Below are 20,533 nucleotides of genomic sequence, written 5' to 3'. Positions count from 1 at the left end.
CGTGGGGTGTGCGGGCAGGCCTTCGCGCGACGCCCCGCCTGGCACGGGACGGCCGCGCGGTCGTGTCGGACACGGCCGCGCGGTCGTGTCAGATCAGGTGCAGTTCGCGGGCCCGGCGGACCGCGTCGCTGCGGCGGTTCACGGCCAGCTTGCGGTAGACGCTCTTGAGGTGCGTCTTGACGGTGTTCACCGACAGGGTCAGGTCGGCGGCGATCTCCTCCGTGGACATCATCCGGGACAGCCGCAGCAGCACGTCGCGTTCGCGTCCGCTCAGCTCCTCCACGACCAGCGAAGGCAGCTCCTGCGGTGTGTCGCCGGGGGCACCTTGTCCGCCGGGCCCGGGAAGCAGCCAGCCGGCGGCCAGCTCCTCCAGCGGGGGTCGCGCCAGCAACCGCCGCAGCTGTGGTCCGGCGGCCAGGAAGGGGCGCCGCAGGCGATCCCGCCGCGCCTGCAGCAGGGCCCGGGCGAGCAGCCGGCGGGCGGTTTCGGCGTCGCCCGCCTCGTACGCGGCCCGGGCCCGCACCAGCGCCGTACGGACGGCGACCGCCGGGCCCGTCCCGTTGTGGCCGTGCAGGCGGTCGAGCACGCGCAGGGCCGCGTCGCGGTTTCCGGCGGCCAGGTGCGCCGACGCCAGCTCGGCGGCGTACGGCCGCCCGTCACAGGGAACGTCGTCCAGCACCTTGGAGGCGCTGTCCGGCCGGCCCTCGGCGAGGTGGGCGGCCGAGGCGACCAGGGCCGAGTACGCCTCCGCCCAGGGGCAGGCCACGTCGGTGGCCACCGAGAACTCGGCGGCCGCGGCGGCGGCCCTGGCATCGCCCCGGGCCAGCAGCAGACGCGCGCTCGCCAGGGCCCGGCCCGCCACGGCCACCGGGTCGCGTCCGGCGGGGCAGGCCTCGGCGGCCTCGTCGAGGAGCGCCTGTGCCTGCGCCGTCTCGTCGCGGTCCACGGCCACGGCGGCCAGGACCGAGTGGGCGAGGCCGGAACCTGAGGGGCGGGGCAGCAGCCCGCGTTCCCCGTCGCCGAGCGCCGCCCGCGCCTTGCGTTCCGCCCGGCCGGGCCAGCCGTTCAGGTAGTCGATGAGCGCCAGGTGCGCCAGGGCTTCCTCCCGGGACAGGGTGGCCGAGGCCGCGCCCGGGCCGTCGGCCACCGCGGACAGGACGGCGCGCGCCTCGTCGAGGCGGCCCGCCCACAGCCGGGCCGAACCCAGGTGGGTGAGCAGCAGGGCGGTGAGTTCGGGGTGTTTGCGCAGCAGTGGTTCGGGGACCTCGCCGCGCAGTGTCTCGGCCGACCGCGCGGCCTGTTCCGCTCCGGCGGGCGAGCCGGCCAGCCGGGCCGCCAGGACGCCGAGCAACGCGCAGGTCAGCCGGGCCGCTGCGGCCCCGCCCTCCTCCTCCGGGCCGGCCAGTGTCCGCTCGGCGCGGCGCAGATGGGCCAGGCCGCGGTCCAGGTCGCAGCGGCACAGGTCGCGCGCAGCCCGCACCAGGTCCGCCGCCGCGCCGGTGGCCTCGGGGCCCATCGCGCGGAAGAGTTCGTCGAGGTCGTCGCGGCGCAGCCCGGTGAAGAGCTGCCCGATCGCGAGGTCGTCGACGAGCGCGCCGGCGGTCAGGTCCCAGTCCCCGGCGGCCGCGCCGTGGGCGAGTGTCTCCGGCAGGGCGCCGGAGGCGCGCAGCCAGTGGGCGGCGCGCCGGTGGAGCTCCGGTTCCAGTTCGGGCGAGCGCTCGCGCAGATGGGCGCGGAGGATCTCCGCGAACAGCGGGTGCAGCCGGTACCACGGGTGTCCGAGGTCCTCCACGAAGGCGTTCTGACGGTGGAGCCCGGCGAGGATGGGCTCGCTTCCGCTCCAGCCGGTGAGCGTGTCGGCCAGCTCGGGACGGAACCGTTCCAGGACGCTGACCCGCAGCAGCAGGTCCTGGGTCCGGGCCGGCTGCCGTTTGAGCACCTCGGCCAGCAGATAGTCGGCGACCGTGCTGCGGGCCGCCTCGAACTCCTTCAGGTACGTCCGCGGGTCCACGGTCTGCTGCGCGGCCAGGGCGCACAGCCTCAGCCCGGCGGCCCAGCCCCGGGTGCGGGTCACCAGGGCGCGGGTGTCCTCGGCCGGCAGGTGCAGGCCGTGCATGCCCAGCAGGGCCGCTGCCTCCTCGGGGGTGAAGGCCAGTTCCGCGTCCCGGATCTCGGTGATGGCGTCCGCGACGCGGTAGCGGTGCAGCGGAAGCAGCGGCTCGGTGCGGGTGACCAGGACCAGCCGGATGCCGTCCCCGGCGTGGTGCAGGACGAACTCCAGTTCCTCGGCGATCCGGGGGACGGTGACGCGGTCGAACTCGTCGAGTACGACGAGCAGGGGCCGGGTGCCCTCGCTCAGGGCCGCGGCCAGACGTGCGAGCAGCCCGTGGTCCACGCGGTCGGCGTCCGCCGGGCAGCCGATGGCGTCGGGCAGCGGTGCGCCGGCGGCGTGCAGTGCCTGGAGCAGGTGGGCCCAGAAGACGCCGGAGCTGTCGTCCTCGGACTCGGTGGTCATCCAGGCGACCGGGCGGTCCAGCCCGGCGGCCCAGTCGGCGACCAGGAGGGTCTTGCCGGCTCCCGCCGAGCCGTTGACCATCGTCAGCGGGGTCCGCAGCGCCTGGTCGAGGTGGTCCACCAGACGGTCGCGTCGCAGGAAGGTGACCGGCCTGGCCGGCGGGGCGAAACGGGTGTGGAGGAACGGCTCCCCCAGCGGATCGGCGTATGCCGCCTCGGGTGGCGGCAGGTTGTCTTCCGTCGCAGCCATGGCTCTCACCGCCTGTCCGTCGGATCACGGGCAGCGCTTCCTGTCACCAGGATCCCAGTCTTCCGTGTTTGTCACAGATCGAGGGCTTCTGTACACGCCGAGCAGGGCCCACGGCTCAGCTCTGCTCGGCCGGGGACGCTCCTGGTGACTCGGCCTCCGCCCGGCCGGGGGACGCTCCTTGGTGAATCGGCCTGCGCCCGGCCGGGGACCGGGCTCGCCTCGGCCGGGGACTCAGCCCTTGTCGGCCGGCGGGCCGGAGGCGGGCGGGGATGCGGCGCCCGGCGGGGGTGCGGGGCCGGCCGCCCGGCCGCTCGCCGCCAGCAGCGCCAGCACCGCGAGGACGGCGAGGAGCACGAGGACGAGGAGCAGGATCGTGAGGACCGTCGGATGGTTCCACAGGGCGAAGACGAGGACGACGACGAGCAGTACGGCGAGGGTGAGCAGCCGCCGGTGGTCCCGTGCCCATGCGCCCGCGCGGCCGGTGGTGATGTGGTGCGCGGCCGCCCAACGGGCCGCCGAGTCCGCGGTGTGGTCGGACGCGCCGCGCACGGCTACGGGCAGCCGTCCCGGCCCGGTGAAGTAGGCGCCGAGCGCGATGACGACGCCGAGGACGACGGCCGTGCGCAGGCTGACCCTGAAGAAGCGCAGCAGGGTGTCGAAGACGGCCGCGGCGGCCGCCCGGGACTGCACCTGGGGCGGCAGGTGGTCCAGGTAGTAGTGGCGTGCCACGACGAGGCCGATGGCCACGACCAGGCAGGCGAAGGCGGCGCCGAGCGCGGTGCGGGCGAGCGCCCGCCGCCGGTGCCGGGCGAGCATGACTCCGGCGACGCCGAGGACGACGACGAGGACGGGGAACCAGTTGCCGACCACGTCGAGCAGATGGGCGCCCGTGCGGGCCTTGGCGAGTTCGTCGGACTGGAACAGCACCATCTGCTTGTTGATGTCCGGGATCTTCGCCGCCGGGCTGATCCCGGCGTCGACCAGGTCCTTCTTGACCCGGTCGACGGCGGTGCCGACGTCGAGGGTGACGGTGCCGCCCTTGACCCCGAAGGCTCCGCGGCCCTCGCCGGTCAGGGCGTGCACCACGGCCTGGTGGGCGTCCCGGTTGCCGGCGGTCCACACCTTCTCGAAGACGTTGCTCTGCACGACCCGGGTGGCGGCTTTGGTGACGGCCTGCTGCACCACGGCGTCGATCTGCGGCCCCAGCATCCTGACGGCGTCCGCCGCGCGCGGGGGCAGTCCCTGGGACTGCAGCCAGTTGCCGAGGTCGGCGGCCGCCTGGGGGCCGTTCACCTTGGTGCCGACCGCCTCGGTGATCCGGTGGACCGCCGCGTCCTGGATCGCGGGTTCCTGCGCCAGCGGGGAGACCGTGGCCACGTACCGGTCGGTGTCGAGGGCGATGTCGTGCACCCAGGTGGCGAGCAGGGCAACGGGAACGAGGAGGCACGTCAGCACGATGAGCACGGCCGAGGCCGTGGCGCGTGCCGCCCGCCCTGCGGCGCCCGTGGCCCGGCCGCGGCCGTGCCCGGCCCCGCTCCCCGAAGGCGGCTCCGGACCGTCCGGTGCAGGCGGCTCCCGACCGTCCCGTGTCGGCGGCTCGCCCCCACCCGGTGTCGCCGGCTCCCGACCGTCCGGTCCGCCGGGCGGCGCGGCTGGCGGCTCCGTCATGGGACCTCCGGGGTGGCGAACTCCTGGACATCCCCATTGCCTCAGCCGTCCCGGCGTCGGGCATCTCCGGCGGGCCGTCCGGGCGACACGGGGTCAGCCCCTGGGCCTCTTTCGGACCCTGCAGGGGTCGCGAGCCCTGGCACGCGCTCCCCCACTGCCTCGAGGGGGCCCGATCCGGGAGAAGGACCCTAGCCGCGGTGGTCCTCGCGGAACCGGGCGATCCACTCCGAGGTCGCCCGCAGGCCGCCGAAAGTGTAGAAGTGCACCTTGACGGTGCCGTGCCGTGCCGGGTCGTACTCCCTGGCCAGCGCGTGCAGAAAGCGGTCCGGGCCGGTGGTCCCCATGAGGTTGGTCAGCGAGAAGCCGTACTTGCGGGCCACGGAGGCGCTGGTGGCGACGCCGAACCGGGCGGCGTAGCCCAGCAGCCGGCGCACGCCCGCGGGGCCGGGCACGCCGATACGGACCGGCAGGTGCACCCCGCGGGAACGAGCGGCCTCCAGCCACCCGAGAACCGGGTCGACGTCGAAGCCGAACTGGGTGATGACGTCGCCGCCGAGCCGCCCGGTCCCGAGGGCCGCCGTCTTGTCGGCGAGGGCCGACCACAGCGTGTGGTCGGTGATGGCGGGGTGCCCCTCCGGGTAGCCGCTGATGCCGATGTGCCGTGCGCCGTACCGCTGGAGCAGCCCGGTGCGGATGACGGCCAGGGCATCCTCGTAGGGGCCCTCCGGGCGGGCGGGGTCACCGCCGACCACGAACACGTTCTCGGCGGTGCCGTCCGCCGCCAGACCGGCCAGGAACTCCTCCAGGTGGAGCTGCGAGGACAGGCGGCGGGCGGAGATGTGCGGTACGGGCACGAAACCGAGCCGCTTGACCGCGCGGGCGGCCGCCAGCCGCATGCCGAGGTCCTCGCCGGCCAGGAAGGTGACGTTGATCCGGGTGCCCGGGGGGATGCTGTCGCGCGCCTCCTCCAGCTTCGGCACGTCCTTGCCGGTCATCTCCAGCGAGAAGTCGTCCAGCAGGGAGGTGCCCACCGCGGACGGGGCGGTGAGAGCGGGGTTCATCGTGCTCCTTGTGCGACGGCGTACGGCTGCCCACGACCGCGTACGCCCGCCTGCGGCTGCGACGGTCCACGGCCGCGGTCCCGGGCCTCGCCCGATGATGCCACGCGGGCCTCGGGCCCCTCGGACCGGCCGTCCCGTTGCGCAGCCCCCCGGAGCCGACGCTCTCAGCGCGTCGCGTAGACCTTCTCGACGAAGCCGGCGATCTGCTCCTCCGTCAGGTGCCGGGCCAGATCGGCCTCCGTGATCATGCCGACCAGCTTCTTCTCCTGGATCACCGGCAGCCTGCGGATCTGGTTCGTCTGCATCGTGTCCAGCACCTGGTCCACGCTCGCGTTCGCGTCGATCCAGCGGGGTGTGCCCTCCGCCAGGTCGCCGCACGTCACCTGCGACGGGTCCCGGCCCTTGGCCACGCACTTCACCACGATGTCGCGGTCGGTGATGATGCCGCACAGTCGTTCGTTGGCATCGCTGACGGGCAGCGCACCCACGTTCAGGCGCGCCATCAGTTGCGCGGCCCGGTCGAGGGTCTCGGTCATCGGGATCCACTGGGCCCCGGAATGCATGATCTCTGCGGCGGTGGTCATCGGTTCAACCTCCTAGCGCACACGCCCGTACGGGTGAACAGGGCGTCCTTCTTTCACCGTACGGGCATGTCCGCGCCCCCGCGCGAGGTCGGCCGACGGGCCGCTCCGGGGCCCCGACGGGCGGTACGACGACTGTCCGTCGGCGGCGCAACGGCCGACCGACGGGCGGTGCGAGGACCGACGGCTGCACGACGACCGGGCGGCGGCGGTGCGGCCGGGCGGCGGGCGGTACAAGGGGGGCCGTCAGCCGACCTGGCGGGCGAACGCCTCGTAGGCCCGGTCGTCGAAGAGCACGAACCGCACCTCTTCCACGGCTGTCTGCGCGGCCCGCACCGTGTCCACCGCGATCCGTGCCGCGTCCTCCATCGGCCACCGGTACACGCCGGTGGAGACGGCCGGGAAGGCGACGGTCCTGGCTCCCAGTTCACCGGCCACGCGAAGCGACTCGCTGTAGCAGGAGGCGAGCAGGTCGGAGCGGTCCTCGGTGGCGGACCAGACGGGTCCCACCGTGTGGATGACCCAGCGGGCGTCGAGTTCGCCCGCCGTGGTGGCGACCGCCTGTCCCGTGGGCAGGCCCTTGCCGTAGCGGGAGGCGCGCAGTCTGCGGCAGTCCTCCAGGATCGCGGGGCCCCCGCGCCGGTGGATCGCGCCGTCCACGCCTCCGCCGCCGAGCAGGGAGGAGTTGGCGGCGTTGACGATGGCGTCGGCGCTCTGCCGGGTGATGTCGCCCTGGACGAGAGTGATGGTGGTCATGGCTGCCTCTCTATCAGCTCCGTACCGGCCTGGGCCGGTTACGGAGGCCGGCACACGGCCATGCGGCGGGCAGGCCGGCCGGGGGTCGGATGCGGTCGGAGACCGGAGCGGTCGGAGACCGGAGCGGTCGGAGGCCGGAGCGGTGGGGCCCGGCGCGAACCGGGTTGCAGTGCGGGCCGGTGTCGAGTGCGAACCGGATTGCCCTGCCGGCCGGAGTCCGGTGCGGGCCGGAGTCCGGTCGGCTCACCGGTGGAGTTCCGGCAACGCGCAGGCGTGCTACGGCTGTTGGCGCAGTCGCCGCCAGACCGCCTTGGCCGCGTTGTGCCCGGACATGCCGTGCACGCCGGGGCCCGGCGGGGTGGCCGAGGAGCAGATGAAGACGGCCGGGTGCGGGGTCCGGTACGGGAACAGGGACAGTCTTGGGCGCAGCATGAGCTGGAGCCCGGAGGCCGCGCCGCAGGCGATGTCGCCGCCGACGTAGTTGGCGTTGCGGGCGGCCATCTCGGCCGGGCCCGCGGTGGCACGCGCCAGGACGCGGTCGCGGAAGCCGGGCGCGAAGCGCTCCAGCTGGCGCTCTATCGCGTCTGTCAGGTCGCCCTGCCAGCCGTTGGGAACGTGGCCGTACGCCCAGAAGACGTGCTTGCCCTCAGGAGCGCGGGTGGGGTCGGCCACGCTGGGCTGGACGGTGATCAGGAACGGCCTGTCGGGGGCGTGCCCTCCGTGTGAGGCGGCGCGCAGAGCGGTGTCGATCTCGGCACGGTTCGCGCCGATCTGCACGGTACCGGCGACGCGGGCCTCGGGGGCGGTCCAGGGGACCGGGCCGTCCAGCGCATAGTCGATCTTGAAGACACTGGCGCCGTAGCGGTAGCTGTCGTAGTAGCCGCCGAAACCGGCGATGCGGGCGAGCGCGGTGGGCGAGGTGTCGAAGACGTACGCGCGCGCGGGCGGCAGGTCGTCCAGGCGCTTGACCTCGTAGTCCGTGTGGACGGCACCGCCGAGGTCCTTGAGGTAGGCGGCGAGGGCGTCGGAGATCGCCTGGGAGCCGCCGCGGGCCACCGGCCAGCCCCGGGCGTGCGCGGCCAGCGCGAAGACCAGGCCGACGGCGCTCGTGGCCAAGCCACCCAGCGGGGCGATGACATGGGCGACGAGGCCGGAGAAGAGGGCCTTGAACCGCTCGTCGTGGAAGCGGCGCATCAACCAGGTGGAGGGCGGCAGCCCGGCCAGGCCGAAGCGGGCGAGGGTGACCGGGTCACGGGGCAGCGCGGTCAGCGGCAGCGACATGAAGTCCCGTGCGAGCGCGTCCCAACGGGGCAGGAACGGCGCCACCAGCCTGCGGTAGGCGCCCGCGTCACGCGGCCCGAAGGAGGCGGCCGTCTCGGCGACGGACCGGGACAGTACGGCCGCCGTGCCGTCCAGGAAGGGGTGCGCCATGGGCAGGTCCGCGTGCAGCCACTGCAGGCCGTAGCGGTCGAGGGGCAGGGCGCGGAACGCGGGCGAGTTGATGCCGAGGGGGTGGGCGGCCGAGCACGGGTCGTGCAGGAAGCCGGGCAGGGTCAGCTCCTCGGTGCGGGCACCGCCGCCGACGGTGGGCTTCGCCTCGAAGAGGGCGACGGAGAAGCCCCGGCGGGCCAGCTCCACGGCAGCGGTCAGTCCGTTCGGCCCCGCACCCACCACAACCGCATCGAGCATCGACGGCACCTTCGGACCCCTTCGTCAGCCGATGGCCACTCGGGATCAGGATATGCCGCGGGACGGACACTCCCCGGGCCGGGTGTCTCAGTCGGCGGTGCGCAGCAGCTCGGCGACCCGGCGGGCGGTGGCGGCGTCCCGGGCGGCGGTGAACGGCAGCACGTTGGAGCCGGTCACCCGGAACGGCTCGCCGCTGCGGGTCAGGTGGGCACCGCCCGCCTCCTCGACCAGGAGCAGGCCGGCCGCGTGGTCCCAGGCGGCCTCCCAGGAGAACGCCACGGCGTCCAACTCGCCGCGCGCGATGGCGAGATACTCCAGGCCCGCGGAGCCGCAGGGGCGGGGTGCGACGCCGTCGGTCCACAAGGCGCGCAGCGACCGCTTCTGCTCGTCGGTCGTGAAGTCCGGGTGGGAGGTGGCGACGCGGAGATCGCGGCCGGGAGCGGGCGGGCCCGCGAACAGCCGCTCGCCGTCGAGGTGGGCGCCCCGGCCGCGGACGGCGGTGGCGAACTGGTCGCGCGCGGCGGCGTAGGTCCAGGAGGCCAGGACCGTGCCCCGGTGGGCGAGCGCCACCAGGGTGCAGAAGCCGTCGTCGCCGTGCACGAACTGCCGCGTGCCGTCGACCGGGTCGATGATCCACACGGGCGCGTCGCCCTGGATCGCCTCGTACACCGCCGGGTCGGCGTGCACGGCCTCCTCGCCGACGACCACCGAGCCCGGCAGCAGTGCCCCGAGGTCTTCGGTGAGCCGTCGCTCGGCGAGCCGGTCGGCATCGGTCACCAGGTCGTGCGGTCCGCTCTTCTGGTCCACCTCGTGCGCGGCGAGGCGCCGGAAGCGGGGCAGGATCTCGGCCGCGGCCGCCTTCCGGACCGCTTCTTCCACGTGGGCCGAGCAGCGGGTGAGAAACTCGTCGATGGTTTCCGTGTCTTGGATCATGCCCCCCATGAGAACACGCGCCACTGACATTCCCTGCCCGAATGATGGACAGAAGGTGGATTCCGGATGAAAGGCGGGTGCGGAAGGGGTCGGCGGGCGCGGACCGGGGCGACAGCTCTACCGGGCACGAGTCGGCCGCCTCACTACGCGGCCGGGGATCTACCACCCAGGTCAGCGGGCCGTGACAGGTGACCCGGGCCGCCGGGCAGGGTCCGCCCGCCGAGGCCACGGGGCAGGAAACCAGCCATCGAGTCCCCCGGACCTGAGCCCGCTCCCGGCCCTCAGCCAGGAGCCGATCCTGACTGCCCCTGCGCAAGAAACCAGCCATCTGGACCTACGGAGGCGAGCCGCACCTGCTCCCTCTCCTCCCTCCCCTCCCCCGGACCAACGGCCGAGGCCCCGCCATGGCGACCCGGCGGAGGAAACCCCGGCGGCGGCCGCGCCCCGGCGGCGGCCCCCTCAGCGGCCCACCGCGTACCCCTGCATCCCGCGCGGGTTCGCGGCGGCCGACAGGATCCCGGACTCCGGTTCGCGGTACACCGCGCACAGACGGCCCTCCGACCAGCCAGGACCGACCGTGACGTCATGGCCGCGGCGGCGCAGCTCCTCGATCACGCCCGCGTCCGTGCGCGACTCCACCGTCACGCTGCCGGGACGGTGCCCGCGCGGGAAGAAGGAGCTGGGGAAGCTGTCGTTGTGCCAGTTCGGGGCGTCGATGGCGCCCTGCAGGTCGAGGCCGCCGCGGACCGCGGGCCGAAGAACGGCGGCGAGGAAGAAGTGCAGCTGCCACTGGTCCTGCTGGTCGCCGCCGGGCGTGCCGAACGCCAGCACCGGGACGCCGTCGCGCAAGGCGAGGGACGGAGTGAGGGTGGTGCGGGGGCGGCGGCCGGGGGTGAGGGTGTTCGGCAGGCCCTCCTCCAGCCAGGTCATCTGCAGCCGGGTGCCGAGCGGGAAGCCCAGCTCGGGCACGACCGGGTTGGACTGGAGCCAGCCGCCGCTGGGCGTGGCCGCGATCATGTTGCCCCAGCGGTCGACGACGTCCAGGTGGCAGGTGTCGCCGCGGGTGGTGCCGTCGGCGTTCACACGGGGCTCGCCGGGCAGCTGGGCGGCGGTCGGCTCGCCCGCGCCCAGCGGATCAAAACCCGGGCCGTCGCCGCTCTCCACGCGCGCGTACGCCTGTGCGGGCAGGCGGGGCGTGCGCCCGCCGGGGCTGCCCGGGCGTAGCTCGTAGGAGGCCTTCGCGCCGACGAGGGCCCGCCGGCCGGTGTTGTAGCGGTCCGACAGCAGTTCGGCGAGGGGCACGTCGGCGGCGTCGCCGTACCAGGCCTCTCGGTCGGCCATGGCGAGCTTGCAGCCCTCGACGAGCAGATGGACGTAGTCGGCCGAGCCGTGGGCGGGCAGCTCGGGCGGGAGCAGGGCGAGCTGCTGGAGGAAGGCGGGGCCCTGGCTCCAGGGGCCCGCCTTGCACACGGTCCAGCCGTTCCAGTCGTACGTCACCGGTGCCTCGTAGGCCGCCGACCAGCCGGCGAGGTCGGCCTCGGTGAGGGTGCCCGTGTGCCGTCCGCCGCTGGTGTCCCGGGTGGGCCGCCGGGACTGCCGTACCAGGGCCTCGGCGATGAAGCCGCAGCGCCACACCTCGCGCGCGGCGTCGATCCGGGCCTCACGGTCACCGGCCCGGGCGGTCTCGGCCAGCAGCCGTTTCCAGGTGGCGGCGAGCGCGGGATTGCGCAGCAGCTCGCCGGGCCGGGGCGACCTGCCGCCCGGCAGGTACACCTGGGCCGAGGAGGTCCACTCGGTCTCGAACAGCTCCCGCACGCTCTCCACGGTCGCGCCGACGTTCTCCACGGGCGCGTGCCCGTGCTCGGCGTACCCGATGGCGTACTTCAGGACGTCGTCGAGGGACCTGGTGCCGTGGTCGCGCAGAAGCAGCAGCCAGGCGTCGAAGGCTCCGGGCACGGCGGCCGCGAGCGGTCCCGTACCGGGTACGAGTTCCAGACCGAGTGCCCTGTAGTGCGCGGCCGTGGCGCCCGCCGGGGCCACGCCCTGGCCGCACAGCACGCGCACCTCACCGCCGGCCGGGCCGAGCAGGATCGGCACCTCGCCGGCCGGCCCGTTCAGGTGCGGCTCCACCACGTGCAGCACGAACGCGCCCGCCACGGCCGCGTCGAAGGCGTTGCCTCCCTCCTCCAGGACCGCCATCGCCGACTGGGAGGCCAGCCAGTGCGTGGAGGACACCATGCCGAAGGTGCCCTGGAGCGTGGGCCGGGTGGTGAACCGCATCTCTCACCTCGCTGTTGCGCACGTCGCTCGCCAGCAGGGTAGCGACCGGATGCGGGCCCGTTGCGGGTCCGGTGCGGGCCCGGTGGTGCCCGGCGGGCCGGGGCCGGGGCCGGGGCCGGCGGTGACGGTGCTCCCGGGCGAATGTCGGTGCGGAGAACTAGAGTTGGGGCAGCAGTCAGCAATCGAGGCACGATGCGGCAATCGGGACACGGGGGTCGAGGCACGATGAGGCAATCGGGACACGGGGGTCTGATGACCGGTCAGTGGGAGTCGCTCGGCGAAGCCGGCGGCATCGAGGCGTACGTGCACCGCCCGGCCGGCGACGTGCGGGGCGCGGTGGTGGTCTGCTCCGAGCTGTACGGCGTGAACACCTATGTCCGTGACACCTGCGCGGAACTGGCAGCCGCCGGGTACGTGGCGCTGGCGCCCGACTACTACTGGCGCAACGCCCGCCGTACCGCCCTCGGGTACTCCGCGCAGGAGCGCGAGGACGGCCTGGTGCTGATGCGGGCCCTGGACCGGGACGAGCTGGTGGCCGACGCCTCGGCGGCCCTGGCGGCGGCGCGCGTCGAAGCCGGGGAGCGGGGCGTGGCCTTCCTGGGGCTGAGCATGGGCGGGCACATCGCGGTGCGGGCGGCGACCGCGCTGCGCTTCGAGCTGGCCGCCGTTTTCTACCCGGGTTGGCTGTTGAACAGCGGCTTCCCGCTGGTCGGACCGGTGCCTCCGTTGGAGACCAGCGAGCGGATCGCCGAGGGCGGCGCCTTCCTGCTGGGCTTCCGCGGCGAGCTGGACCACATCATCCCGGCCGAGGAGTGGGAGCAGGCCGAGCAGCGGCTCACCGAGGCCAAGGTGCCGCACGAGCTGGTGACCTACCCCGGCGCCCGGCACGGCTTCGCCTGCGCGGACCGCCCGGCCGACTATGAGTCACAGGCCGGCGCAGACGCCTGGCGCAGGGTCTACGCCGCTCTGGAGGCGCACCTGTAGGGCTGTGGGGCCGGCACCCTCCGCAGGGCCGAAGTCGGGATCAGATCCGAAGCCGGGGCCGAGGGCCTGCCCGGTGCTCCGCGTTGCAGGTCCATGGCGGTCCTGCCCGGCGCTCCGCTCGGACGAGCCCAATCGGACGGGCCCAGGGCGACCGTCCGGCCCTCCGCTCCGGCAGATCCGAGGTGGCCGAGAGGAAGTGGGCGGGAGGAAGTCGGCGCGAGGGGCCGCTCACGGCCGGTCGGCGGGCTCCGGGTCGACACCGTCGTACGGGGGCGGAACGGGTGCGCCCGGCGTCGGGCGGCCGGTCCGGGGCGGTGCCACCGCAGAGCCCGGGACGGGCGCGTACGAGAGGGCGTCGGCGAGTGGCCGGACGGGCGGGAGCGGCGCGGGTGCCGTGCGGGCCGGCCCGCGGCGGCGCATGAGCCACACCACGGCTGCCGTGTACAGCACGATGCCCGCGACGTCGAGGACGACCAGCGGCCAGGTCGCGTCCGCAGCGGTCTCGTCGCTCCTGAGCCCGTCGACGGTGGCCGCCGAGGTAGCGAAGGAGAGGAGGTTGTTGGCCGTGTGCAGCCCGATGGACGCCTCCAGACCGCCGGTCCGCCAGGTCAGCCAGCCCGCGGCCGTCCCGAACACCACGAGGTCCGCGAATCCCCAGGGCGTGCCCCAGCCGTGGGCGGCGGCGAACAGGACGGCCTGGGGCAGGAGCGCGAACCAGGGCGAGCGCAGGAAGGCTCCGGCGGCCTGCGTCAGCCAGCCCCTGAAGACGTACTCCTCGGCGGCGGCCTGCAGCGGAACCAGGACGACGAGCATGGCCAGCGCGGGCCCGAAGACCTGCCATCCCGCCCACCGGAACTCCTCGCCGTCCCCGACGGGCAGCAGGAACGCGGCGCCCATCACCAGGGCCATGGCCGACAGGGCCGTCAGCACGCACACGGTCAGCCAGCGCCATCTGAGCCTGCCGGCCACGGAGGAGACCGTGCCCGCCGGGCGCCGCCCGATCCAGCGCACGGCGAGCAGCACGAGAGGGATCGCCAGGGCGAGGAGCAGCAGGTCCACGGCGGTGTCCGCGACGGGTCCGAACTGCACGGACCCGTCGGGGCCTTCGGTGTATCCGTTGCGGGAACCCCACTCGTCGAGGACGCCGTAGACGGCGATCACGGCGATCAGCCAGCCCACGGCCACGACCAGGGTCCCCACCGGCGGACGCCACCAGCGAGGGAACAGGGAGAGCCGGGCGAGCCGGTGGTAGGGCAGGGGTTCGGGCAGCGGCGGAGTCGTCATGGTGCCACCCTCTCCGGCGCCGGACGTCCCGGCCATCGCCCTGGGGCACGAACGGTGTCTCTATCCCTGGGTAGGGACCGGGCTCGGTCTCAGGGCCGGTGCGGGCGCCCGGACCGCCCTCTACGCTCGTCCCCGAGATGGAGACGATACGCAACTGGCTTCTGCCCCTGATCCTGGCGGCAGGGCAGAGTGTCCTGCTGTGGCACGGGTTGGCAGGGGGCGAAGCTCCCGGCCTGCCGGGACTGGCCGGCGTCGTGTGCGCCCTGGTGGCGGAAGCGGCAGCGCTGGGCCGGCGCCGGCAGGCACCCCTACGGGCTCTGGCCGGGACGCTGGGGGCCTGCACCGTCGGCATGGTCGCCTGGCCGGACGGCTACGTCGGCCTCGGCACGCTGATCGCCCTGTATTCCGTGGCCGTCCGCTGTCCCGTGCCGGTGACGGTCCGGGCCGTCACCGTGACCGTGGGCGTCGAGTGGGGGCTCTCCGCCGTTCAGGACGGATTCCGCGTCTCGCTCCTGACGTTGACGATCGGCCTGTCCGTGTACGTCGTGTGCGCGGGCCTCGGCGAGGCGCGCCGTCAGTGGCTCGGCGGGCGGCTCACCGCGGCCCGACGGCTGGCCGGAGCGGAGCACGCGCGCCGGACGGCGGGCGACCAGGAGCGCCGGCGCCTGGCCCGCGAGCTGCACGACGTGAGCGCCCATCACCTCACCTCGGTCGTCGTCACCGTCGACGCCGCCCGAAGGCTCAGGGACAGCAGACCGGAACTGGCTGCCGAGGCCCTGTCGTTCGCGGAGCGCACCGGCCGCGAGACCGTGGCGGCGCTGCAGCGGCTCGTCGGTCTCCTGCGCGACACCGACCCGCCGGGCCCGGGGATCACGAGCGCCGGGATCGAGGAACTGGTCGCGGGCTTCGGACGACTGGGCCGGCCCGTCGCCGCCCACATCCCCGACGACCTGACCGGCCCCGCGGCCGAGGCGATCCACGGAATCGTGCGCGAGGCCCTCACCAACGCGTTGCGGCATGCCCCCGGCGCCGCCGCCCGGGTGCTCGTCCGCCGGGTGGACGGTGTGCTCGAACTGACGGTGGAGAACGCGCCGCCGCGCACCCTCGCACCGCACGACGCGGGCGGTCTCGGCGCCGGGCGCGGCCTGGCCGGCATGCGGGAGCGGGCCGCGGCCGCCGGGGGCGAGCTGAGCGCGGGCCCCGGCCCCGACGGCGGATGGCTGGTCCGCGCGACCCTGCCCGACGCTGCCGGGCCGCAGCATCCGCCCGGGCCCGGCTGGCGGCGCGACGTCCTGCGGGAGCAACGGCTCGCCGATCCCGCCCTGGCGCTCGCCGCGATGGTCCTGCCGGTGGTGACCGCCCTGGCGGCCACGGAGGACTGGCCGGAACGGACCAGGCGCGCCTCGGTGCCCGGGCTGATCGTCGTCACGGTGCTGCTGGTCCTGCACGCGCTGCCGCTGTTGTGGCGCAGGCGTACCCCGTCGGCCTCCTTCGTCGCCGTGCTGGCCACGGCCTGGATGTGGCCCGTGGCCGTCGCCGTGGTGCCCCTGCCGTCCCGGGTGTCGCAGTTCCTCGTCGGGGGCGTGCTCGTGGAGATGCTCGCGGTGTACGCGCTCGCGGCCTACGGGCAGGGGCCCTCCCGCACCTGGCCGGCGGTGATCGCGGCGACTGTCGGCACGGCCTCGGTGGTCACGGCCACGGCCGCTGCGGACGGGTACCTGGCGGGCGACCCGGTCAGCGGGTTCGCCGTGGTGATGGTGGTCGTGCTGTGTGTCGTGACGGCTCCCCTCTTCGCAGCCCTGTGCGGCGCGGGACTGGTCGTACGCCGCCGGCGTCTGCGGGTTCTGGAGAACGACGACTTCGCGCTCGCCAGTTCGATGTGGCATGCGCAGCAGGCCACCGAGGCCGAACGGCACCGGCTGGCGGTGACGTTGCGCGAGGCCGTCCTGCACCACACGACGTCGCTCGTCGACCTGGCCGAGCGGGGCAGGCTCGACGACGTGGCCGCCACCGCCCGGGCGGCCCTCGCCGCCATGCGGGACATGCTGCACGGCCTCGGCGACGCCGGGGACCCCGCCGAACGCCTCGCTCCGTCCCCGACGGCCGCCGACCTCGACCCGCTGTGCCGCGCCCTCGTCGCCGCCGGCCGCGACGTGCGGCTGCGGGGCCTGCCCGAGGCCGCGCGGGACCTTCCGCCCTCCGTGCACGTCGCCGCGTACCGGATCGTCGAGGCGGCGCTCGGTGCGGGCGACGTCGGTGCGGCGCGGGTGGCTCTGAGGCGGCGCCGCGGCACGGTGCACATCACGGTGACGGGTGTGCCGCTGGCCGTCGCCGGCCCGGTCGCCGAGCGCCTGCGGGTGCAGGTCGCCGCCGCCGACGGACGCATGGAGCTCGAACCGACCGGTAATGTACGGGTGTCGCTGCCGGCCGGACCAGCTCCGGCCCCCGTCCAGGAGGTGTCCCCGTCGCCGTACGCGTGATCGTCGTCGACGACCAGGCCGTGGTCAGGGCGGGCTTCGCCGCCATCGTGGACGCCGAACCCGATCTCACCGTCGTCGGCGAGGCCGGTGACGGAGCGACGGCCGTGTCGCTCGCCGCCGCCGAGGCCGCCGACCTCGTCCTGATGGACATCCGGATGCCGGGCATGGACGGACTGACCGCGACCCGCCTGATCACCGCGCCGGACAACGGGCCGCGGGTGCTGGTGCTCACCACCTTCGACCTCGACGAGTACGTGTACGAGGCCCTGCGCGCCGGGGCGTCCGGGTTCCTGCTGAAGGACGCCCGGCCCGAGGACCTGCTGACCGCGATCCGCGTCGTCGCCGCGGGTGACGGCATTCTGGCCCCCACCGTGACCCGTCGCCTCATCCAGACCTTCGCCCAGGGCGCCCAGCCGGTTCCCACGACGACCGGGGCCCTCGACCGGCTCACCCCGAGGGAACGGGAAGTACTCCTGAAGATCGCCTCCGGGCTCACCAACGCCGAGATCGGTGCCGAACTCGGTGTGACCACGGGCACCGTGAAGACCCATGTGAACGGCGTACTGTCCAAACTCGGCCTGCGCGACCGGGTCCAGGCGACCATCCTCGCCTACGAGAACGGCCTGGTCCGCCCCCGCACCACCTGAAAACCCGGGACCCACGGTCACGTGCGCCCTTCGACGGACTCCTGCACCGGCACCGTGGTGTCGAAGCGGACGACATGGATCCGTCCCTCGATCACGGTCGTCATCCCGTGGTCGTAGAAGTCCAGCCGTGCGCCCGCCGTCGTTCCCTGCCTGCCACCGGTGTGCAGTAACCGGTACGCGCCCCGATCCTCATCAGATGCGGTGAGCGGCGCCCGGCAGGTGGCACGGCGCCTGCCGAGGCGTGCTCGGCCGGCGACTCCATCCCCCAGACACCGTTCAGGAGTTCCTGCCGGCTGACCGAACGACCCGGGGTCGGCGCCGGTGCCGCCGGCACGGCCTGCTGCAGGAGCGGTCCGACGTCCACGGGCTGCCCGGCGAGCGATGCTCTCAACGGGCCGCGCGCGGAGGCCCGAAGCCATGGTGCGGGTGCGGGGCCGTCCACCGATGAACACTGCCCCGCGTGCCGCCGCCTCCCGGCGCGGGCCGTGTCCGGGCACGACCAATGCGCAGTCGAAGGCGTGCACGATGGCGGCGGCCCGGTCCCGCAGCTTCAGCTTCAGCTTCAGCTTCACCAGGATGCGACCCAGTTGCCCGGGCAGCGCCAGTGCGTCGGCGATCTCGGCGTCCCCGAGGCCGCGTCCGAGCGCGTAGAGCACCTCGCGTTGCTGAGCGGTGAGGCCCGACGCATTTCGGACGGCCCTGGGGTGCGGTCGTCAAAGGCATGGCGGTTCCCCGTTCTCCGGACCGGTCGATGTACTCGGCCCGGTCGATCTCGTCTATGCCATCGAAGGTTGCGGAGGTGCAGGAAACGTGGACAGGCCATTGAACCGGTCATATGTGACCGGTGGCCGAGCTACAGTCCCCCACCTGCGGAGATCGTTTTCTGAGGGGGAGGGGCCGTCAACGGTGGCCAGTGAGTTCGGTGATGAGCTGCGGCGGCTGCGACGTGAGGCGACGCAGGAGGAGCTGGCGGAGCGCTCCGGGGTGAGTGTGAGCACCATTCGGGGCCTGGAGACCGGCAAGCGCTCCAACCCCCGGCTGAGCACGGTGGAGCAGCTGGCCGACGCCCTGGCACTGGGGCCCGGGGAACGGGAGACGTTACTGATCGCCGCCGGCCTGCTCGATGCGGGGCCGCCCGCACCGCCCAAGCCGGAGCCGGCAGCGCTCGCCCCGCCCACCGACCCGGCCGGGCACCTCGCGAGACTGGTGGCCACCCGCTGGCAGCGCGAAGAAGAACAGCGGCAGGTCCAGGATCCATTACCCCTGCCGGTCCGCTGGCGGACGGCCCCCGAGACCCTGACCGACCACTGGGACGTCATTCTCCGGTTCCGCGCCAGGGACACGGCCCCGGCCGCCCCCCTCGACCTGGACGGCCGATTGGACCAGATCGCCGAGACATTCCGGCGCATCCCGTCGGGACGGCTGGTGGTGCTGGGCAGATCAGGCTCAGGAAAGACGATCCTGGCCCTGCGCTTCGTCCTCGACTACCTCGCCGCACGCAGCCACACCGACCCCGTTCCGGTGATCTTCAGCGTCGGAACCTGGAACCCCTCCGAGATCACTCTGCGCGACTGGCTGACCGCTCGGCTGAAGCGGGATCACCCCGGTTACGCCACACCGGGCCCCAGCGGGGAGAGCCTGGCCTCCGAACTGGTCGAGTCCGGCCGCATCCTCCCCGTCCTGGACGGCTTCGACGAGATGGCCGAGGGCCTGCGCCGCCCCGCCCTGGAAGCCCTCAACGCCACCACCCTTCCCCTTCTTCTCACCAGCCGCCCCGGCGAATACGCCGCGGCGGTCGCCGAAACCGACGTACTGACCGCCGCCGCAGCGATCGAGCTCACCGACCTCACCCTCGACGACCTGGACGACTACCTGCCCCGCACCACCCGCAAGACCGGCCGCGCGGACCCCACGACGAACATCTGGAAACCTGTCCTGACCGAGCTGCGCAACCCGCCACAGGACCGGCCCGCGTCCCCCCTCGCCACAGTCCTGACCACCCCGCTGATGGTCTCGCTCGCCCGCACCGTCTACAGCGACACCCCCGACCACGATCCGGCCACACTCCTCGACACCGGCCGACTCGCCACCCCGGAGGAGGTGGAAGACCATCTTCTCGACAACTTCCTCCCCACCGTCTACCGCCGCCGGCTCCACCAGAGCCAGACGGGCAGGAAGCACCGCACATTCGACCCGGAACGAGCCCGGCACTGGCTCGGCTACCTCGCCCACCACCTGACCCTGCTCGAAACCCCCGACCTCGCCTGGTGGCGGCTCGGCAGCGGACTGCGCCGCTCCACCCGCACCCTGGTCACCGCCCTGGTGACAGGGCTGGCCATCGGCCTCGTCGTCGCCGCCGTCGTCATCGCCGTCACCGGCTCGTTCACGTACTCCGTCGTGGACGCGACAGCCGCCGGCCTCCTTTCCGCACTCAACTTCGGGCTCACGCACTGGCTCGTGTTCACGGTCAACAACGTGCCGGTGACGCCGTCCACCGTCCGCCTACGCATCCGCGGCAGGTCAGGAGCCGGCCAGTACGCGGCCGGCCACCGACTGGTGATCGGGGCACTGAGCGGGCTGATCTTCGGCTTCGGCTACGGGTTCGTGGTCGGTATGAACAACCCGCACACTTGGAAATTCGAACCACTGGCCGCGCTGCACATCGCGCTCGTCGACGGGCTCATCTACGGCCTGCCCTACAGCGCCGCTGCCGCACTCACCGCCTCCGTCCTCGGCCTCCTCGAAACCCCCCTCGACATCAACTCCGCCGGCGACCCGCGCAGCCTCCTCAACGCCAACCGCGGCACAGTCACCATCCAACTGCTCGTATCGGCCCCCGTCTTCGGGGCGGTGGTGGCCGGAGGCGGAGCCGCAGTCGGGTTCTCCCTCCTCCAGGGGACACCCGGCCCACTCTTCTGGCCACCCAGGCCCGCACTCGTACTCGGCACCGTCAGCGGCCTCGGCGCAGCCATCGGAGCCGCACTCACCCTGACCACCTGGGGCCAATGGCTCGTCCTCACCCGCATCTGGCTGCCGTTGACCGGACGCCTGCCCTGGGCCGTGATCACGTTTCTGGAGGACGCCTACCAGCGCGGCGTACTGCGCCAGGCCGGCGCGGTCTACCAGTTCCGCCACGCCCGCCTGCAACACCACCTGGCCCAGGCCCACCGGAGACTCCCCACACCCGATCGAACACGCCGTCGGAGATAGCGCCTCCCCCGGTCGGGCATCACGACGAACGAGGGCAACAGCTACGCCGATCACGTTGCCATCGTCACCGCGGTCAATCCCGACGGGACCATCGAGAGCATCGGCGGTAACGAGGGGGATGTCAGCGACCCGTGGACCTCCACCCTCGACCATCAGGGCCCATACAGCGGCGCGGTGGGCTACAGCTCCTCTTGGA

At 73.8% G+C, this 20,533-nt stretch carries 14 protein-coding genes; 4 read left to right on the top strand and 10 right to left on the bottom strand.

The window, feature by feature from the left end; genetic code table 11:
* Nucleotides 1–88: 88 nt before the first annotated feature.
* The 8 genes from ACFZCP_RS16160 to ACFZCP_RS16125 all read right to left on the bottom strand — a co-directional run bounded on the left by ACFZCP_RS16160 (nt 89) and on the right by ACFZCP_RS16125 (nt 11,732).
* On the bottom strand, nt 89–2,764 hold the full coding sequence (locus ACFZCP_RS16160; protein ID WP_391427661.1) for a LuxR C-terminal-related transcriptional regulator: 2,676 nt from the start codon (nt 2,762–2,764) through the stop codon (nt 89–91).
* Between the two features lie 231 nt (nt 2,765–2,995).
* Nucleotides 2,996–4,228 (bottom strand): hypothetical protein, encoded by a 1,233-nt coding sequence (locus ACFZCP_RS16155; RefSeq protein ID WP_391427660.1) that lies wholly within the window; start codon nt 4,226–4,228, stop codon nt 2,996–2,998.
* Nucleotides 4,229–4,620: 392 nt separating this feature from the next.
* Nucleotides 4,621–5,493 (bottom strand): methylenetetrahydrofolate reductase, encoded by an 873-nt coding sequence (locus ACFZCP_RS16150; protein WP_391427659.1) that lies wholly within the window; start codon nt 5,491–5,493, stop codon nt 4,621–4,623.
* Between the two features lie 164 nt (nt 5,494–5,657).
* A complete protein-coding gene (locus ACFZCP_RS16145) occupies nt 5,658–6,077 on the bottom strand; it encodes a CBS domain-containing protein (protein ID WP_391427658.1) in 420 nt (139 codons plus the stop codon).
* Nucleotides 6,078–6,320: 243 nt separating this feature from the next.
* Nucleotides 6,321–6,830 carry an O-acetyl-ADP-ribose deacetylase gene (locus ACFZCP_RS16140; RefSeq protein ID WP_362683092.1) on the bottom strand — a complete coding sequence of 170 codons (510 nt, stop codon included), beginning with the start codon at nt 6,828–6,830 and terminating at the stop codon, nt 6,321–6,323.
* Nucleotides 6,831–7,106: 276 nt separating this feature from the next.
* Nucleotides 7,107–8,519, bottom strand: a complete 1,413-nt coding sequence (locus tag ACFZCP_RS16135) for an FAD-dependent oxidoreductase (protein WP_391427657.1) — start codon at nt 8,517–8,519, stop codon at nt 7,107–7,109.
* Between the two features lie 87 nt (nt 8,520–8,606).
* Nucleotides 8,607–9,452, bottom strand: a complete 846-nt coding sequence (locus ACFZCP_RS16130; protein WP_362683098.1) for an inositol monophosphatase family protein — start codon at nt 9,450–9,452, stop codon at nt 8,607–8,609.
* A 459-nt stretch (nt 9,453–9,911) separates the two neighbouring features.
* Nucleotides 9,912–11,732, bottom strand: a complete 1,821-nt coding sequence (locus ACFZCP_RS16125) for a gamma-glutamyltransferase (protein WP_391427656.1) — start codon at nt 11,730–11,732, stop codon at nt 9,912–9,914.
* Nucleotides 11,733–11,984: 252 nt separating this feature from the next.
* Between ACFZCP_RS16125 and ACFZCP_RS16120 the strand changes: the two genes are divergently transcribed.
* Nucleotides 11,985–12,716, top strand: coding sequence for a dienelactone hydrolase family protein (locus ACFZCP_RS16120; RefSeq protein ID WP_391427655.1), 732 nt, complete (start codon nt 11,985–11,987; stop codon nt 12,714–12,716).
* Nucleotides 12,717–12,944: 228 nt separating this feature from the next.
* On the opposite strand, the gene ACFZCP_RS16115 is transcribed toward ACFZCP_RS16120, so the two are convergent.
* Nucleotides 12,945–14,000 (bottom strand): type II CAAX prenyl endopeptidase Rce1 family protein, encoded by a 1,056-nt coding sequence (locus tag ACFZCP_RS16115; protein WP_391427654.1) that lies wholly within the window; start codon nt 13,998–14,000, stop codon nt 12,945–12,947.
* Between the two features lie 137 nt (nt 14,001–14,137).
* Here ACFZCP_RS16115 and ACFZCP_RS16110 point away from each other — a divergent pair, with 137 nt between their 5' ends.
* Together ACFZCP_RS16110 and ACFZCP_RS16105 are read left to right on the top strand one after the other, a co-directional pair.
* Nucleotides 14,138–16,480 carry a histidine kinase gene (locus ACFZCP_RS16110; RefSeq protein ID WP_391427653.1) on the top strand — a complete coding sequence of 781 codons (2,343 nt, stop codon included), beginning with the start codon at nt 14,138–14,140 and terminating at the stop codon, nt 16,478–16,480.
* Nucleotides 16,477–17,127: a response regulator gene (locus ACFZCP_RS16105; protein ID WP_391427652.1), complete on the top strand. Its 651-nt coding sequence runs from the start codon at nt 16,477–16,479 to the stop codon at nt 17,125–17,127. The genes ACFZCP_RS16110 and ACFZCP_RS16105 overlap by 4 nt, the downstream gene beginning before the upstream one ends.
* 17 nt (nt 17,128–17,144) lie before the next feature.
* On the opposite strand, the gene ACFZCP_RS16100 is transcribed toward ACFZCP_RS16105, so the two are convergent.
* Complete coding sequence (locus ACFZCP_RS16100) at nt 17,145–17,783, bottom strand: hypothetical protein (protein ID WP_391427651.1); 639 nt, start codon at nt 17,781–17,783, stop codon at nt 17,145–17,147.
* 250 nt (nt 17,784–18,033) lie between these two features.
* Here ACFZCP_RS16100 and ACFZCP_RS16095 point away from each other — a divergent pair, with 250 nt between their 5' ends.
* Complete coding sequence (locus tag ACFZCP_RS16095) at nt 18,034–20,337, top strand: helix-turn-helix domain-containing protein (RefSeq protein WP_391427650.1); 2,304 nt, start codon at nt 18,034–18,036, stop codon at nt 20,335–20,337.
* Nucleotides 20,338–20,533 lie beyond the last annotated feature (196 nt).

The sequence above is a fragment of the Streptomyces sp. NPDC007971 genome, assembly GCF_042958635.1.
Taxonomy (GTDB): Bacteria; Actinomycetota; Actinomycetes; order Streptomycetales; family Streptomycetaceae; genus Streptomyces.
Note: the sequence above shows the minus strand (reverse complement) of the source record. Positions and strands in the feature narration are given on the sequence as shown.